Consider the following 17187-nt stretch of genomic DNA (forward strand, 5'->3'; position numbering starts at 1 on the left):
GCCAATGACGATGCAATCCGCCCTCCCGCAAACGCATGTATCCGAACCAGCCGCCGCGACCGACAACCCGGTCAAGATCGCCGCCAACGGCGTCAACGTCTTCTATGGCGAGACCCAGGCGCTGCACGACGTCTCGCTGTCGATCAACCAGCACGAAGTGACCGCGTTCATCGGCCCTTCCGGCTGCGGCAAGTCAACGTTCCTGCGCTGCCTCAACCGGATGAACGACATCATCGCTACCGCCCGGGTCGAAGGCCTGATCACCATTGACGGTCAGGACATCTACGACCGCAGCGTCGATCCGGTGCTTTTGCGCGCCAGGGTCGGGATGGTTTTCCAGAAACCGAACCCGTTCCCCAAATCGATCCTGGAGAACGTCGTTTACGGCCCGCGCATCCACGGCCTTGCGAATACCAAGGCCGAATTCGAGGCGATCGCCGAACGCAGCCTGCGCCGTGCCGGTCTCTGGGACGAGGTCAAGGACCGCCTTGATGCGCCGGGCACCAGCCTTTCCGGCGGCCAGCAGCAACGCCTGTGCATCGCGCGGGCAATCGCCGTCGAGCCGCAGGTGATCCTGATGGACGAACCCTGTTCGGCGCTCGACCCGATTGCAACGGCCCGGATCGAGGAACTGATCGACGAGCTTCGGGAAAACTTCACGATCGTGATGGTCACCCACGCCATGCAGCAGGCGGCCCGGGTCTCGCAACGAACGGTATTTTTCCATATGGGCAAGGTGATCGAGGTGGGCGAGACGAGCCAGATATTCACCAATCCGCGCGAAAAGATGACCGAGCAATACATCACAGGGCGGTTCGGCTGAGCGAACAGATTCCAGGGGACGAGAGATCCATGGCGACAGACCACACGTCGAAATCCTTCGACAAGGAGCTGGAAAAGCTCAAGCAGCACATCTATCGCATGGGCGGCGCCGCGGAAGCGCAGTTCGAGGCGGCCATTCACTGCATTGGCAAACGCGACGGCGACAGCGCGCCGGACGTCATCGCCGGCGACAAGCAGATCGACGAATTCGAAGCGACGATCAATGCCGAAGCCGTGCGGGTGCTCGCTCTGCGTCAGCCCATGGCCAACGATCTGCGCGAGGTCCTTTCGGCCCTGAAAATCGCCAGCGATCTGGAGCGGATCGGCGACTACGCCGCCAATATCGCCAAACGCTCGATCGCCCTGGCCCAGGTGCCGGCAGTCGAGCCGGTGCGTGCGGTGCCGCGCATGGGCCGCCTGGCGCAAGGGATCATCAAGGACGTCCTCGATGCCTATATCGATCTCGACGTGGACCGGGCAATCGACGCTTGGCGGCGGGACGAAGAACTCGACGACCTCTATACCGCGCTCTTCCGCCAGACATTGACCTATATGATGGAAGACACGCGCATGATCACGCCCTGCACCCATCTTCTCTTCATCGCCAAGAATATCGAACGCATCGGTGACCACGCGACCAACATCGCGGAAACGGTTCATTTCCAGATCACCGGACGAACCATGGCCGACGACCGGCCAAAGGGCGACAACAGCAGCTACGAAGTCGTCAATCCCTCGCAAGACAAATAAAGGCGGACAAATATCATGGACGGAGGGGATAAGGCGGGCCGGTCAAGCGGTCGGCAAACCGTCCTCATCGTTGAGGACGAAGAAGACCTCGTCATCATGCTGACTTACAATCTTGAGCGCGAGGGCTATACCGTTCAGTCGGTGGCAGACGGTGACGAAGCCGTCGTCGCCGCGGGCGAGCATAATCCGGCAATCATAATTCTCGACTGGATGCTGCCGCACAAATCGGGCCTCGATATCTGCCGCCAACTCAGGCGGGGCGCGAAAACGCGCGACATCCCGGTCATCATGCTGACCGCGCGCGGCGAGGAAGCCGACCGCATTCGCGGACTCGATTCCGGGGCGGACGATTATATCTCCAAGCCGTTCTCGATCGTTGAACTGATGGCGCGCATCCGCGCGGTCCTGCGCCGCACCGGGCCGTCGTCGAACGAGGATTCGCTTGAATTCGGCGACACGCGCATGGATCTCGTCGCGCACCGCGTCACCCGTGCCGGACGGGACATCCATCTGGGTCCGACCGAGTTCAGGCTGCTGCGGCATTTCATGCAGTATCCGGGCCGCGTCTTCTCGCGCGAACAACTGCTGGATGTCGTCTGGGGCCACGACGTCTATGTCGAGCCCCGGACCGTCGACGTGCACATCCGCCGATTGCGCAAGGCGATCAATGACGGCGATCTGCCAGACATTATTCGCACGGTGCGGTCGGCCGGCTATGCCCTGGATCGCCCCAAACAGATCGATGACAGCGACGAGCAGGGTTCATGACCAGCGCGAGCTGCCGAACCGCCGGGGAGATCCGGCGGTTTCACGTTACCCGGATGATGAACCGGTAGGGACTGGACCCCGGCCCGGCGGCAACTTCGTTATCGCCATTGATCAAGCCGGCTGTCCCTGCATAGGCGCCTCGCGACACCGTTTCGCCATTGACCGTCGTGCCGCCGTCGCTGCCGAGATCATGGATTACCAGTCGGCCGTTCAGTTCGAACAAGCCGAAATGCTCTTCCTCAAGGGGATCCGTCTCATCGGTCTCAATGGTCATGCCGCCCTCGCTTAGCCGTGCCGGCAGGCCATCGGAAGCACGGCCGACGATATAGGGAAGGTGCTCGACCTCGAAGCCATGAACCCCCAGGCGCCACTGGGTCAGCGACGAACCGGGCAGAATGGTGATCGTGCGCACATGCTTCAGCGCAACGCCGCGGCCAAAGGGCTGCATTCGGGCCAGGGTGCCGTTTGCCTCGTGAAGTCGTTCGGTCAGCGTGCGCAGAACCGGCAATGTCAGGCTGGACACGCTGTCCAGCGATTTCAGAAACCGCTCCCGCGTCACCATGTGAAGCGACACTTCCGTCAGAGCGCGTGCGGTCGTCGATCTGGGGACGCCACGCAGCACGCCCATTTCACCCAGAATTCCGCCCTTTTCGAGGATGCCGACCCCCACACTGTCCTGCTGGTTGCTGCGCAGCAATTCCACCCGTCCCTCCTGAATCAGATAGACGGCATCGCTTTCGCTGCCCTGCTCGTAGATGACTGAGTGCGGCGCCAGGGTGAACGTCTTGCCATGACGGGTTTCCCGAACGCGGAGCGGCTTGTCGGGTTCCATGGGTCACCTCGTCTCGGGTGTCGTTCCGTCGGCCTGGGCATTCAGCAATCGGGCATCCGGTATCATTCGGGCCATCCCGGACGGCGCTAGACCTGGACGTCAATGCAGAAGCAGAAGGGCGAATCGCTGGTCCCGGCGACGATCTCGTTCCGGCCCACATCCAGCGCCGCCGTGCCGGCATGTTTGAATCGTGAGATGGCGGTCCCGTTGACGATCGTTCCGGTCGGTGTGCCCATGTCCTGAACGACCAGCCGGCCGTCGAGATCGGCGACCATGAAATGATTCCGTGCGAGGTGGAATATCCGCCTCGGCGACTCCGAGGACGACAGCATCGAAGACGTGGTTTTGACGTCGGGGAGCAGAAGCTGCCGATCCGACAGATAGACGTCGCCGCGATTCGCCCGTCGGCCGACCCGATAAGGATAGGCGTCGATGCGCACCATCTGCCGGCCGAGCATGCCCTTGACCATATTGCAGCCGGGCGCGAGTGTAATCGACTTCACGCGCCGCCGCTCCACGCCCACGCCATAGGGCTGAGCGTCCGCGATCCGGCTGTTGACCCCCTCAAGCCGCTCGCACAGCATGCGCAGCAGCGGCATCGCAATGGCATTGGCGCTGCGCAGCGAATTGTAGAACCCGGCCTTCGACACCCTGCGCAGACGTATATTCGTCTTGGCCCGTGCCGTCACCGAACGCGGCCGACTGCGCAATACGCCCATTTCGCCGAAGATCATACCCTCGGTCAATTGCGCGACGACATACATGGTGTGACGGGCGCTTTGCAGCAGTTCAACCGTGCCGGATTCAACGAAATAAACGGCGTTGCTTTCCTCACCCTTTGCATAGATGAGCGATCCGGCTTCGAGCGTGACGATATCATCGGAAACCTGGGCCTCGACCTGACTATCGGCCTGGACCTGGGCAACAGTGGCGTCACCATTCCGGGTGTCGGTCCGCCGCAGTTCAGCCATGGTCATGCCCGTTCCCCCAGTACATTGTCCGATGCCTCATCGCGCGCACCGGTCCTGTTTCATCTCCGCCGTCCGCAGCTCAGCCATAAAGCGAGTCGTCGGCTCACTTTTTACAATCTTTACGCTAATTTTTCTCAACGTCAAGCTGCATTCTCTCCGTCCATGGTATTCGGATGGTTTCGCCGGGAATGCGCGCCTGGCGAAGCCGTAACACCTGCCGTTTCGGTTCGACGAGGGCGATGGTATCCTGCGGCAGTAGTCCGATTTCAGCACCAGGCAGGTACCAATGACACAGCCCGACACCGCCCGCCCCACGGTTGACGCCGCCGGGATGTTCGACCTCGGCGGACGCATCGCCGTGGTTACGGGGGCAAGCCGGGGCATCGGGGCAGCGCTGGCGATCGGTTTGGCCAACGCCGGCTGCGACGTCGCGATCACGGCCCGGTCGGCCACCGATCTCGACGCCACGGCAGAGGCAATCCGGGCAAAGGGCCGCTCGGCGCTGCCGATCGCCATGGATGTCCGCGACAGCGGGGCGATTGCCTCGGCCGTGGCGAAGGTGGTCGCCGCTCTGGGCGCGCCGGATATCCTGATCAACAATGCCGGCGTGGAGGATGTCCGCGCGTCGACCGAGGTGGACGACGAATTGTGGGACAGGATCGTCGACACCAACCTGCGCGGCGCATTCTTCTGCGCCCGCGAGGTCGGCCGCGTCATGCTTGCCCGTCAGCGGGGCTCAATCATCAACATGTGTTCGCTGGCGTCGGGCATCGGCATCCCCACGGCAACTCCCTACGGCGCGTCGAAGACCGGCTTGCTGGGCGTGACGCGGGCGCTGTCGACCGAGTGGCTTCCCGGCGGCGTCCGCGTGAACGCGATCGCGCCGGGCTATTTTCGAACAGCCATGACCGAGGGTTTCTATCGCAACCCGGACTGGCAGGCGTCCATGCTGGCAAAGATTCCGGCACACCGGTTCGGCAATCTCGAAGACCTGATCGGTTCGGCGATCTTTCTGGCGTCGGATGCGTCGTTGTATGTCAGCGGTCAGGTGATCTATGTAGACGGTGGCTATATGGCTTCGGTTTAGGGGAACGAAGGTGGCGGGTTCGACCATACTGGTAACCGGAACGGCCGGCTTTATCGGCTATCATACCGCCGAACGGCTGATCGCGGCAGGGCACCGGGTCGTCGGCATCGATATCGTCAACGACTACTATGACCCGTCGCTGAAGGAAGCCCGGCTGAAGCGCCTTCACCGGCATGGCGAGCAGTTCATCGAGGAACGGATCAATCTGGCCGATGCGTCGGCTCTGTTCGCCGCCTTCGACCGCCATCGGCCGCAAAAGGTCATCAATCTGGCGGCGCAGGCCGGCGTGCGCTATTCGCTGGAAAACCCGCGTGCCTATGCCGACAGCAATCTGACCGGCTTTTTCAACATGCTCGAAGCCTGCCGACTGCACGATGTCGGACATCTGGTCTACGCGTCGACCAGTTCGGTCTATGGCGCCAACACGACCATGCCGTTCTCGGAGCATCAGGGTCTGTCCCACCAGAAGAGCCTCTACGCCGCGACCAAACGGGCGAACGAACTTCTGGCTCACAGCTACAGCCACATGTTCGGCCTGCCGACGACAGGGCTGCGGTTCTTCACCGTCTACGGTCCGTGGGGGCGGCCCGACATGGCGCTGTTCATGTTCACCAAAGCGATTCTGGCCGGCGAGCCGATCAATGTTTATAATCACGGCGATATGAAACGCGACTTCACCTATATCGACGATATCGTCGAGGGAATCGTGCGGGTCACCGACCGGACGCCGGCGCCCGACCCCGAATGGGACGCAGCGGGCGACAATCCCGACCCCGGCCGCAGCGGCATCGCCCCGTATCGCGTATTCAACATCGGCAATGGCGCACCGGTACAGCTGATGGATTTTATCACCGCCATCGAGGACAAGCTCGGCCGCAAGGCAGAGAAGAAGATGATGGACATGCAGATTGGCGACGTACCGGCGACCTTCGCCGACACCACCGCCCTCGACGCCGCCATCGGCTATAAGCCGGCGACACCGATTGACGTCGGCATCGACCGTTTCATCGACTGGTATCGCGGGTATTACGGCGTCTGAAGCCGCCGCTGCCCGGATTGCGCCGAAACACGACGGAGGCCGGAATGCGCATCGATCTCAAGAAAGGCTCAGTGGAATGTCTGGTCGGCGACATTACCGATCAGGCCGACGTCGAAGCCGTGGTCAATGCCGCCAATGCCCAACTCATGCCCGGCGGCGGTGTCGCGGGCGCCATTCACCGCCGGGCGGGGCCCGAACTTGCCGAGGCGTGCCGGCCCTTGGCGCCGATCGCGCCGGGTCAGGCTGTCCTGACACCCGGCTTCGGAATGCCCAACGCCCACATCATCCACTGCCTGGGGCCGGTCTACGGCGTCGATACGCCCAGCGCCGAATTGCTCGCCCAATGCTATCGCGCTGCAATCGAATTGGCGGATGCCCGGGGCATTGCCTCGATCGCCTTTCCGGCCATATCGACCGGCGCGTTCGGCTATCCCGTCGACGAAGCCGCGCCGGTCGCCTGCGAGGCGGCCATCCGGGCATTGGCGGACAGCCGCAAAGTGCGCCTGGTGCGCCATGTTCTGGCCGACCGTGCAGCCTGCGAACTGTACGAGTCCGAAAGCCGCGCCGCCGCCGGCAACGTTTTCACCGGCCCCGCTTCATGATCTCGTCGCGCAGCGGCGAAACGGCGTTGGCATGGGCCTCGAAACCCTCGTAGACGGCCAGCCGATGGGCGTGCGGCGCCAGGGCCTTATAGCCGTCGCGGGTGACATAGCCGACCGACGTGCGCTTCAGATAATCGAATACCGACAGCGCCGACCAGGTGCGGGCGTTGCGGCCGGTCGGGAGCACGGCATTGGGACCGAGAACGAAATTGCCCAACGGAATCGGTGTCGACTCGCCCAATAGAATTTCGCCCGCATTCTCGATCCGGCCGAGATGGGCGAACGGCTCGCGGCCGTGGATCATCAGATGTTCCGGCGCATAATCGTTGGTGAAGGCGACGGCGGCATTGAAATCCGGCGCTACGATGATACCGCCGCGCGGTCCCGAAAGGACGGTTTGCGAGAAACCGGCCCGTTCCGCGCCCATTTGCGCCCAATAGCCCGGCAGCGCCGCGACCGCAGCGTCGGCGACGGCCTGGCTGTCGGTGACCAGATAAGCGGAACTGTCGGGCCCGTGTTCGGCCTCAACCAGCAGATCGAGCGCCGCCAGCGCGCCATCGGCGGTCGCGTCGGCCAGAATCACGCTCTCCGACGGGCCGGCCGGGATGCCCGGATCGATCCGGTCCGCCAGCAATTTCTTGCCCGCCAGAACCCATGGGCTGCCGGGACCGACAACCTTGACGCAGCGCGGCACGGTTTCGGTGCCATAGGCGACGGCCGCCACGCCTTGCGCACCGCCGCATTTATAGACATCTTCGACCCCCGCCAGCCGGGCGGCGACCAGGGTTGCGGCATCGACCTTGCCGTCGGGGCCGGGCGGCGTCAGCACGATGACGCGCGGTACACCGGCAACGACGGCCGGAACGGTCGTCATCATGACGACGGACGGGAACGAGCCCTTGCCGCGCGGCACATAGCAGGCCACTGACGGGATCGGCCGCACCCGGTCGCCGGCGAAGACGCCGGGATGCATTTCCTTCAGCCACATTTCCTCCGGCATCTGGGCCTGATGAAACCGGCGGATGTTGTCGATGGCAAAGCGGATGGACTCGATCACCTCGGGGTCGACCGATTTGAAGGCGGCCTCGAAGTCGGCCGGTGTGGCCTTGAGTGTCTCGGCGGTGACCGACGGCGCCTTGTCGAACCGGCGGGCGAAATCGGCCAGCGCCTCGTCGCCCCGTTCCCGCACCGCGTCGATGATCTCGCGCACGGGGTCCAGATAGGCCGACAGATCGCCCTCGGTCCGCAAAAGAAGATCGGCATAATCCGCTGGCGGCAAACCCTGAAGATGGACAACCCGCGGAGCGTTTACGGGGTCGGGGCCGGGGTGGGCGGCGGTCATGGCAAACGCTCCTATTTCGACTTCAGGAAGATATCCAGCCCGACCAACCGGTCGAGGACGAAGATGGCGACGGCGGCGATGGCGATGTAGACCACCGCGACAGCGGCCAGGTCAGGCGTGATGATGTTCCGGATGGAGGTATACATCCATACCGGCAATGTGACGATGCGCACATCGACCAGAAACAGGCTGACGATGAACTCGTTGAAGGCCAGTATGAACATCAGCAGGGCGCCGGTGATGATGCCCGGCATCAACGCCGGTACCGTGACGGTGAAAAACGCCTGGAACGGTGTCGCGCCGCAATTGGCAGCGGCGTTCTCCAGATCAGGGTCGAGCCGATTGACCGAGGCGCTGACCGACCAGATCATGAACGGCAGGTTGATCGCGCAGGTCGCCAGCCCGACCGGCCATAGCTGCCCCAGTACGCCGATCTCGCCGAAGACGAACATCATGCCGATGCCCGAGACGACCAGCGGCACCGTGAAGGGCAGCAGAAAATAGATCTGCAGCGTGCGGGCAAAGCGCAGGCGATAGCGCACCATGGCAAGGGCCGCCAGCGTCCCCGCCGGTATCGAGAACAGCGTGCAGATGGCGGCGACCTGGACACTGCGCCACAGCGCGCCCTGAAAGTCGCGCATGCCCAGCAGTTCCTGGTACCAGCGCAGCGAAAAACCGTCGGGCGGAAAGGTCAGGATCTCGCCGGCGGTAAAGGACGCCGCCAGGATGACGAAAGTGGGCAGCCCAAGAAAGACGATATTGAACCACACCACTGTCCACACGAGCCGGCGCGCGAATGCCGATTGCATCATTGGTCGCTCTCCCGCACAAAGCCCATCGTGCCCGTCCCCGCCACCGCGAACAGCACCGCGACCAGAAAGCTGCCGAACAATATCAAAAGGACGGCAAGCGCCGAACCTGCGCCCATATCGCTGATCCGGAAGAACGCGTCATAGATCGCATTGGCAACATAGTCGTTCGTCCCGCCGCCGAGGATGGCCGGGATGGCGAATTCCGTCAGCGAAATGGTGAACACGACGACGGTCGCGGCGACGAGGCCGGGCTTCGCCAGCGGCAGGACGACATACCACAGCGTCTCCCACCATCGCGCGCCCAGACTGCCCGAAGCGGCCTCGATATCCTCGTCGATGGCGGTCAGCGCCGGCGCCAGCATCAGCACACCGAACGGCAGCATGTACTGGATCAAGCCGATGGTGACGGCGGTGTTGGTGTAGAGCACCGAGATCGGGCCAATTCCGAACTGAGCCAGTGTATTGTTCATGAGCCCCTGCTGCCCCAGAATGATCAGCCAGCCATAGGCCCGGACCACCTGACCCAGGAAAAACGGCAGGAACAGGTTGAAAAGCAGGAATTTGCGCATGAACGACGAGGTCGTGCGCACCATTGCATAGGCATAGGGAAACGCCAGCAACAGCACGACGATGGTAACTGTCGTCGCCCCGACGAAGGTTCGCTGCAGCACCGACCGATAGCCCGTGCGTTCATAGACGCCGATATAATTGGTAAGGCTGTAGTCGTCCGACTGCGTGAATGTCGACCGGTCCAGAACCCGCAGGCTGCTGTCGCCGATATAGAATAGGCCGGCGACGATGACGAAGACGATCAGCACCGCCGGAACCAGGAAAACATAAGGGATAAGCCATCGCGCCCGCGGCGGAAACAGCCGGCGCAGCGTGCCGTCGATGGCATCGATCGCCCGCCATCTGGCACGGGTCGAGGGCGGCGCTACGGCGCCGGATTGAGCGGCTGACGTCATGCGGGCTCGGATTCGCTGAAATGATGGATGGGCCGGACCGAAGCCGGCCGGATGACCGCGGTGACCGGTAAAGAAGGGGCGGCGCAACAGGCGCCCGCCCCTTTCCCGAATTACTAGGACTGCATGATATCGCGGAACATGGCGAACCAGTCGCTTTGATGTTCGACCAGAATATCGGTGGGAATGTTCAGCAGCCGGGCGAAGTCTTCCTCGGTCTGGGGATAGGCGGGATCGCCGACCAGATCGTCGGGCCCCTCCAGTCCGGGCCGCAACGGCGGCAGGCCGAGACCCGAACACCAGGTTTCCATGTTCTCGCCGGCGAGCGCGAAGTTGACGTACTGCTTGGCCCAATAGGCTTCATTGTCGGGCAGGCCGAGCGGCACCCACAATGCGTCGGTGTCGTATTTCGCGCCTTCCTGGGGGACGGTCCAGGAAACCGGGATGCCCGCCTGCTTGGCCGACCGCGCGTTGGAGATGATCGTGCAGGCAACGTCGATCTCACCGCGCTGGAACCAGTTGGTGAAATCCGGATCCTCGCCCAGCAGCGGCTGTTGCTCGCGGAACTGGCGATAGAATTCCCAGGCCGGCTCCATGTTATCCGGAATGTCGTCCATGCTGCCGCCGCCCATGATGACCGCGACCGGCTCGAAGCCGATGCCGTCATTATACATCGCGACCCGGCCGCGATATTGAGGATCGAGCATCACGTCCCAGCTTTGCGGCGGTCCATCGGGGAATGCTTCCTCGCGATAGGCCAAAACATAGACATAGGAATAACAGTTGACGATCGGAAAGCCTTCGAAGCCAGACGGCTGGGCAGCGCCGAGCAGGCCCTCCAGATTGGGCACGACATCGGGGGTGAGTTCGTCGCAGACGCCGCGCAACGCCGACTTGGTGGCATTGGTCGTCGTGTCCCAGTTGACGTGAATCGGCGGGACGCGGTTCTGTGCTACGGCCGCCCAGATCCTGGGCTGGACTTCATTGTCTTCGGTCAGATCGTGACGCACTGCAATTCCGGTCGCTTCCTCGAACGGACGGGACACACCCTCGGCCAGGCTTTCCGACCAGATCCCGCCCCAGGCGCGAACGATGATCTCGGAGGGCTTCGGCACATCCTCGGCGAATGCCGGACGCGGGGCAATACCAGCGCCGAGGGCGCCAAGGGCTCCCATGGATGCGGCGGACTGCACGAACCGGCGGCGCGGCATCATGAACCGCTGTTTGGGGACGAAGGGGTTTTTCGACGACATGGATTCAGGCCTCCTTGCTCTCAGTTGATTCCGGGTTCAGGTTTGTTCTGACGCGTTCCGGCCGATGCTGTTTCCGCGGTCCCTGGGGACGGTCCCTGGCGCAGGTCATTGCGGAAAGATCATGAGATCGCGGCTGTTCCAGCCGACATGGACGGCTTCGCCGGCTTTTCGCGTGCGATGTTCCAGCGGATCGTGATCGAAAACGCGCATGGCGGCGCCATCGAGATCATCGACCGAAACGGTGTAGACCACCCGGTCGCCCTCGAAGATCGCTTCGGACACCGTGGCGGCGACGACCGTGTCGAGCGACGCATGTTCATCGACAAGACGAACCTGTTCGGCCCGCAGCGCGCCATCGGCCCGGCTGCCGGCGGCGACGGCATCCGCGCTGGTCCGCCCGGTGACGGTCCGTTGCCCGATCAGGACGGTTGCCCACCCGTCTTCGGCGGATTTCACGGTGCAGGGCAGGAAATTGGTCACGCCGATAAATCCGGCGACGAAGCGGTTGGACGGCGTTCGATAGGCGGTTTCCGGGGCTGCGGTCTGCTGAATGCGGCCATGGTCCATCACCACGACCCGATCCGACATGACGAGCGCCTCACGCTGGTCGTGCGTGACGTTGATTGTCGTGACGCCGAGTTCCTGCTGGATGCGCCGAAATTCCAACTGCATGTCTTCGCGCAGCTTTTTGTCGAGCGCGGCCAGCGGCTCGTCGAGCAGCAACAGATCCGGCTGGAAAACCAGGGCGCGGGCGATGGCGACCCGTTGCTGCTGCCCGCCCGACAGTTCGTGGATGCGACGGGCTCCGTACCCGGAAAGCTGCACCAGGTCCAGATACCGCTCGACCCTGTCGTCGATTTCGGCCGGTGGCGCCCGGCGCATCTTCAGCGGATAGGCGACATTCTGCGCGGCCGTCATGTGAGGGAAGAGCGCGAGACGCTGAAAGACCATGCCGATCGACCGCCGGTTGGGTGGCAGATCGGAAACCGCCTCGCCATTGATATGGATCTCACCCGAGGTCGGCGGCAGGAAGCCCGCGATCATGCGCAAGACCGTCGTCTTGCCCGATCCGCTAGGGCCCAGTATCGTCAGGAAATCGCCCTTCGCGACCTCGAAACGGGCGGCGTCGACCGCCAGCGTCGTGCCGAATTTCCTGGACACGCTTTCGACACGCACCATTGGTTCGGTGGTGCCGGTCGAACTGTCGGTTTCCGGCCGGCATCGGCTGCCGTCCTGCCCCATGGATATCCCCCTTGTCCGACCTACCCGACCGCGCGCCTGTGAATGCGCATATATGAGCGGGAAGGGATTGGAACGTCAAGGTGTGTATAGACAAGATCCGCCGGATCCCGCCGGTTGCCGATCACGCCCATTACACGCGGCAGCGATTCCTGCTACGCTCCGATAGCCGGAATCGCGGGGTGCCATGGTCCGGCCGACTGCTCACGCTCGATCCCGAAATCGGAGACACGGATGGACGGCATTGCACCGGAATCGGCAATACTGCGGGATCTCCATGCCTATTGGAAACGGCTCTGCGGCCCGGACAGACTCCCATCCCGCGCCGATATCGACCCCATCGATCTCGGACCCGCCCTGCCCCACATCGTATTGCTGGATGTCCTCGGCGGCAGCGACGATTTCGTCTATCGGTTGGTCGGCACCCATGTCGTCGGAGCAGCGGGCTTCGACTTCACCGGATGGACCGTCAGCGGTTTTTTCGCCAACATGGTCGATGACGGCCGCATCGAAGAATACGCCCTGACCGTCGCCGACCAAAGGCCGCGTTACGGCCGCTACAGAATGATCGAACAGGAGCGCAGCCACTTTTTCTATGAACGCCTGATCATGCCGCTGGCCGCTGACGGGCGAAACGTCGATATGCTGTTCTGCGGCTTTCACTTCCGTCCGGTCGATCCGGCGCAAATCTGACATCACGGGCGACATCCGCTTTCGTCATGGCGCAAGCACCATGGCCGGACGAAGCATGAAGAGGCAGGCATGGCGCGACTGTTCGGCAAGCAATACCATACCCCGGGCACGGCGCCCGGCACCTTGCGGCGTCCCAGCGAAACGACACCGCGTGACACAGGATCGCCTCCCGTTTGGCGGGCGGCGATCTTCGCCAACGGCGAGTGCGATTCCCTTACTCTTTCCGGTGCCGATGAGCTTGGCGCCCTGACGCTGCATCCAGCCGGCAAGGCTTCTGCTCCAGCCAAGCCCGGCGAGCTGGCGGGAGCCGGACCTGCGGGCGCCAGTCTGACATGGGTCGACATTCAAGGAACGCCCTCGGCGGATGATCTGCACCTCATCGGCACGCAGTTCGGATTGCATCCGCTGGCCCAGGAAGACGTCCTCAATGGCGGCCAGCGGCCGAAAGCGGAATCGTTCGGTGAAATTCTCGCTGTTACCCTTGGTATACCGACCGAAGACGAAGACCGGTCAATCTCGATCCGCCAGTTGTCCATTTTTGTCGGCGACGGCTTCGTGCTGAGCATCGTCGGCGGTTTTGTTCTCGGCTCCGGGGCCGAAAGCGCCCGCTCTTCCGGCGATGACCCGTTCGCGGAGACGAGGCGGCGACTGGCGGCGCCAGGTTCTGCGACGCAACCGACGACCGAGCATATATTATATGCGCTTATCGACGCCGCCGTCGACCACGCCTTCCCCGCCCTCGACACCATCGGGGAGCGCATCGAATCGCTGGAACTCGCAATACTGGAGCGCCCGGACAACAGAACGCTCGAAGATCTTCATGCCATCAAACGCGAATTGATCATCCTTCGGCGGCACCTGTGGCCGACGCGCGATGTCATCAACCAGTTGCTGCGCGATCACGCCGAGCGGTTCACGGGCGACACGCTGATCTGGATGCGCGATGTCTACGATCACACGATCCAGATCATGGACCTGATCGAAAGCTATCGCGATATGACGGCCAGCCTGCTGGATGTGTATCTTTCCAGCATGAGCAACCGGACCAACGAGAGCATGCGCACGCTGACCGTCATCGCGACGATCTTCATGCCGCTGACATTCATCGTCGGCGTCTATGGCATGAATTTTCATAATCCCGACAGCCCCTTCGCCATGCCCGAACTCACATCCTATTATGGCTATCCGCTGGTCTGGCTCTTCATGGCCCTGTTGGCCGGGGTCATGATCTGGTTGTTCAAGCGCAACCGCTGGTTCTAATGCTTTTGAATATATTGCAAACAAAAGTTTCGGAAACCGATCGTCGGTTGGGTATACGTGGGTATCGAATAGCGGATGGAAACCGTCGGCGCGCTCAACGCGGCGTTGCCAGCGACACCGGATATCGGTGGGGACGGACCTCTGCAGCATCGGTATCGAGGAGCCATGAACGTGCCGCAGACCGACTACAATGAACCCCTGGAAAGTGAGCAGACAGCCGGTCCCGACGCCGTCGAGGCGTTTCTGGCGGCTTTGGTGCGCCGTTTCGGTGCCGGGGCGACGACGGCGATGGCGACCGCTGTCGGCACGGTCGCATCGTTTCTGGTCAGTTGGGCGATCTGTACAGCTCTGGGCTTTCGCGTCTGGGGCAACGTCATGGCGATGACCATGCCGATCGTCGTACCGCTCATCGTCGGGCCGCCGTTCACCTATGTTTATCTGCGCGCGGTCGCACGCCTCGACACGCTGGCAGAGGAGCGCCGGGCGGCGCTCGCGGCGGCGCACCGCGCGAACGAGGCGCGGCTTCATTTTTTTGCCAGTGTCAGTCACGATCTGCGGACGCCGCTCAACGCCGTCATCGGCTTTTCCGAGATCATGCAGACGGAGGCCTTCGGGCCTGTCGGCCATCCGAAGTATCGGGAATATGTTGGCGAGATCAAGCGCAGCGGGACGCATCTCCTCGACCTCGTCAACGATCTGTTGACCGTCGCAGAGGTGACATCTTCCGATCGCCGGGTCGACGTCACGACTCTGCATCCGCGCCCCATCGTCCGGGACCTTCTGGCCACGGCCATGATCCGGGCACGCGACAGCGGTGTGCGCCTGCGCGTGTCTGCCCCGCGCAAGCTTCCCCGGTTTCTGGGCAATCGTCAGTGCGTCCGGCAAGTCCTCCTCAATCTTCTGGGCAACGCTTTCAAATTCACGCCAAAGGGGCGGCGCGTCGATCTTACAGTCCATGTGGATGGCCAGGGGCGAACGACGTTCGAAATCCTCGATCAAGGTCCCGGGATCCCGTTGGCCGTGGCCGAAGCAATCGGCCAGCCCTTCCTCCACGCCGGATCCGGCGAACGCCAGAGCGGCGCCGGCTTCGGTCTGGGCCTGTCAATCGCAAAATCTCTTTGCGATGCCATGGGCGCTGAACTATCCCTGACCAATGAACCTCAGGGCGGCACCAGAGCCTGCGTCTCGTTCCCGCCGTCATTGCAGCAGCGCCTTGCGCAGCCGGACGACAGTCCGATAAACCTTTCGGACACGGGGCCGGAACCCTGCCTGCCCCCCGCCGCCATTTCCGGCGGCGCCTTCAACGGAAAGCCAGACCGTGTCGCCGCTCTCTGACAGTCATCGCCCGCCGCCAACGCCCTCATCGCCATCGCCTTCACCTACTGCCGAGGCCCGGCGCCTGGTTATCGCAGGTGAGATCGACGCCGCACAAAACGTGCTGGCGGCTCTCATCGGCGAAGCGTTTGATCTCGATGTCGCGCAGGTATCGATCAACCGCGACGGCTACAGCCTGAATTCGCTGAACGGAACGGTCATGACCGGTCCCGGCGCCGCCTATTTCTTCAAGTTTCACCAGGAAGAGGACGAAGCAGCGGGACTGGACGAATATTATCGCGCAGATCTGCTTGCGACTGCCGGGTACCCGGTCGACCAGCCATCGCATGCATCGACCGAGGTGGGCCGCCAGATCCTCCTCTATCCGCTGCGCCAGACACCACGTCTCGCCGACCTCTGTGTGGCAGCGGAAGGGCATGAACCGGTCATTCCGGCCGACGATCTGACCGGGGCGCAAGCCGCGCTCGACCGGCAGGTCGGCGCCATCATGCTGGAAACGCTGCACATGGCCCCGACGGGAACGGCAGCGGCGGAACCGATCCATCAGCTTTTCCACCACCGTCTCGCACGCGCGCCTTTCGCCCGCGAGCCAGGTGGGCGGCTGGCCCGGTTTTATCAGGATCGGCCGGTCGAGCTTCCGACAGTGGGAACGGACAGGCGCTGTATCGGATGGGATGATTTCGCCGCCGCGCGCTGGATCATCAACGGTGTGGAACGCCGCGACACGGTCGCAACGGTTGTTCAACGCTCACTTGTGAGCCTGCACCCGGACCGGTTCGATGGCGGCCCGGCAGTAACCGCCCATGGCGACGCCCACAACGCCAATGTCTGGTACGATAACGGCCGACTCGTCTATTTCGATCCGGCCTTCGCAGGCCGCCACGTGCCGGCCCTGCTGGCCGAAATCAAGGCAACCTTCCACAACATCTTCGCCCACCCGTTCTGGCTCTACCATCCGTCCCGGTCAACCGTGTCGGTGACGGCCGACTACGCCGATGGCGTTATCACGGTGTCGCATGACTGGACGCTGACACCGCTGCGCGCGGCGTTCCTGGACAGCAAGATACGCCATGTCTGGCAGCCGCTGATCAGGGCGCTCGACCAGAAGAATGCCCTGGCACCCGATTGGCTGGATATCGTCATGCTGGCGATGTTCTGCTGCCCCACGCTCGTCCTGCCGCTGACTCCCAATCCGCCGCCGGGTTTCCCGCCGTCCCATACCGCGAGCACCGCGCTGCTGGGATGGGCGATCGCCATGGCGTTCGCAAGCCCGCCCGCCAACGCCAGTGGCGATCCCGTCGGCGACCCGGTGGAGATCTTCCGAAATGCCCTGACCGGTTGCCGCAATCCCGGTAAGGTTCACTACTTCGGAAAACTCTGCCGTCCGGACCAGATGGTACAGTGGCCAGGGGCATGACGC

At 63.0% G+C, this 17187-nt stretch carries 17 protein-coding genes; 10 read left to right on the forward strand and 7 right to left on the reverse strand.

The window, feature by feature from the left end:
• Positions 1 to 10: 10 nt before the first annotated feature.
• From pstB to phoB, 3 genes are read left to right on the forward strand one after another with little or no spacing between them, the layout of a single operon-like run.
• Positions 11 to 823 (forward strand): phosphate ABC transporter ATP-binding protein PstB, encoded by an 813-nt coding sequence (gene pstB / locus ABZ728_RS08105; protein WP_366655584.1) that lies wholly within the window; start codon positions 11 to 13, stop codon positions 821 to 823.
• A 29-nt stretch (positions 824 to 852) separates the two neighbouring features.
• The gene (phoU, locus tag ABZ728_RS08110; RefSeq protein WP_366655585.1) at positions 853 to 1572 is read left to right on the forward strand and encodes a phosphate signaling complex protein PhoU; all 720 of its coding nucleotides are present in this window, start codon (positions 853 to 855) and stop codon (positions 1570 to 1572) included.
• Between the two features lie 15 nt (positions 1573 to 1587).
• Complete coding sequence (phoB, locus tag ABZ728_RS08115) at positions 1588 to 2340, forward strand: phosphate regulon transcriptional regulator PhoB (RefSeq protein ID WP_366655586.1); 753 nt, start codon at positions 1588 to 1590, stop codon at positions 2338 to 2340.
• A gap of 40 nt (positions 2341 to 2380) precedes the next feature.
• Here the strand turns inward: phoB and ABZ728_RS08120 are convergent, their stop codons facing one another.
• Positions 2381 to 3172, reverse strand: a complete 792-nt coding sequence (locus ABZ728_RS08120; RefSeq protein WP_366655587.1) for a cyclic nucleotide-binding domain-containing protein — start codon at positions 3170 to 3172, stop codon at positions 2381 to 2383.
• A gap of 86 nt (positions 3173 to 3258) precedes the next feature.
• Positions 3259 to 4149, reverse strand: coding sequence for a cyclic nucleotide-binding domain-containing protein (locus ABZ728_RS08125; RefSeq protein WP_366655588.1), 891 nt, complete (start codon positions 4147 to 4149; stop codon positions 3259 to 3261).
• Positions 4150 to 4429: 280 nt separating this feature from the next.
• Between ABZ728_RS08125 and ABZ728_RS08130 the strand changes: the two genes are divergently transcribed.
• The 3 genes from ABZ728_RS08130 to ABZ728_RS08140 are packed head-to-tail and all read left to right on the forward strand — an operon-like array spanning position 4430 to position 6871.
• Positions 4430 to 5230 carry an SDR family oxidoreductase gene (locus tag ABZ728_RS08130; protein ID WP_366655589.1) on the forward strand — a complete coding sequence of 267 codons (801 nt, stop codon included), beginning with the start codon at positions 4430 to 4432 and terminating at the stop codon, positions 5228 to 5230.
• A gap of 10 nt (positions 5231 to 5240) precedes the next feature.
• Positions 5241 to 6269 (forward strand): NAD-dependent epimerase, encoded by a 1029-nt coding sequence (locus tag ABZ728_RS08135; RefSeq protein WP_366655590.1) that lies wholly within the window; start codon positions 5241 to 5243, stop codon positions 6267 to 6269.
• A 44-nt stretch (positions 6270 to 6313) separates the two neighbouring features.
• Positions 6314 to 6871, forward strand: coding sequence for a macro domain-containing protein (locus tag ABZ728_RS08140; RefSeq protein WP_366655591.1), 558 nt, complete (start codon positions 6314 to 6316; stop codon positions 6869 to 6871).
• On the opposite strand, the gene hisD is transcribed toward ABZ728_RS08140, so the two are convergent.
• From hisD to ABZ728_RS08165, 5 genes are all read right to left on the reverse strand, one after another.
• Entirely contained in the window at positions 6852 to 8213 is a 1362-nt protein-coding gene (gene hisD, locus ABZ728_RS08145) for a histidinol dehydrogenase (protein ID WP_366655592.1), read from the reverse strand. The two genes, ABZ728_RS08140 and hisD, sit on opposite strands and share 20 nt — an antisense overlap.
• A gap of 11 nt (positions 8214 to 8224) precedes the next feature.
• Entirely contained in the window at positions 8225 to 9025 is an 801-nt protein-coding gene (locus tag ABZ728_RS08150; protein WP_366655593.1) for an ABC transporter permease, read from the reverse strand.
• Positions 9022 to 9990: an ABC transporter permease gene (locus ABZ728_RS08155; RefSeq protein WP_366655594.1), complete on the reverse strand. Its 969-nt coding sequence runs from the start codon at positions 9988 to 9990 to the stop codon at positions 9022 to 9024. The genes ABZ728_RS08150 and ABZ728_RS08155 overlap by 4 nt, the downstream gene beginning before the upstream one ends.
• A gap of 113 nt (positions 9991 to 10103) precedes the next feature.
• Positions 10104 to 11240 carry a PotD/PotF family extracellular solute-binding protein gene (locus ABZ728_RS08160; protein WP_366655595.1) on the reverse strand — a complete coding sequence of 379 codons (1137 nt, stop codon included), beginning with the start codon at positions 11238 to 11240 and terminating at the stop codon, positions 10104 to 10106.
• 105 nt (positions 11241 to 11345) lie between these two features.
• Positions 11346 to 12482, reverse strand: coding sequence for an ABC transporter ATP-binding protein (locus tag ABZ728_RS08165; RefSeq protein ID WP_366655596.1), 1137 nt, complete (start codon positions 12480 to 12482; stop codon positions 11346 to 11348).
• Positions 12483 to 12713: 231 nt separating this feature from the next.
• Between ABZ728_RS08165 and ABZ728_RS08170 the strand changes: the two genes are divergently transcribed.
• The 4 genes from ABZ728_RS08170 to ABZ728_RS08185 all read left to right on the forward strand — a co-directional run bounded on the left by ABZ728_RS08170 (position 12714) and on the right by ABZ728_RS08185 (position 17184).
• Positions 12714 to 13172, forward strand: coding sequence for a PAS domain-containing protein (locus ABZ728_RS08170; protein ID WP_366655597.1), 459 nt, complete (start codon positions 12714 to 12716; stop codon positions 13170 to 13172).
• A 69-nt stretch (positions 13173 to 13241) separates the two neighbouring features.
• Positions 13242 to 14432: a magnesium/cobalt transporter CorA gene (gene corA, locus ABZ728_RS08175; RefSeq protein ID WP_366655598.1), complete on the forward strand. Its 1191-nt coding sequence runs from the start codon at positions 13242 to 13244 to the stop codon at positions 14430 to 14432.
• A 171-nt stretch (positions 14433 to 14603) separates the two neighbouring features.
• Positions 14604 to 15767, forward strand: coding sequence for a HAMP domain-containing sensor histidine kinase (locus ABZ728_RS08180; protein WP_366655599.1), 1164 nt, complete (start codon positions 14604 to 14606; stop codon positions 15765 to 15767).
• A complete protein-coding gene (locus tag ABZ728_RS08185) occupies positions 15751 to 17184 on the forward strand; it encodes a hypothetical protein (RefSeq protein ID WP_366655600.1) in 1434 nt (477 codons plus the stop codon). Before ABZ728_RS08180 ends, ABZ728_RS08185 begins: the two co-directional genes overlap by 17 nt.
• Positions 17185 to 17187: the final 3 nt, after the last annotated feature.

The sequence above is a fragment of the Fodinicurvata sp. EGI_FJ10296 genome (assembly GCF_040712075.1).
Classification (GTDB): domain Bacteria; phylum Pseudomonadota; class Alphaproteobacteria; order DSM-16000; family Inquilinaceae; genus JBFCVL01.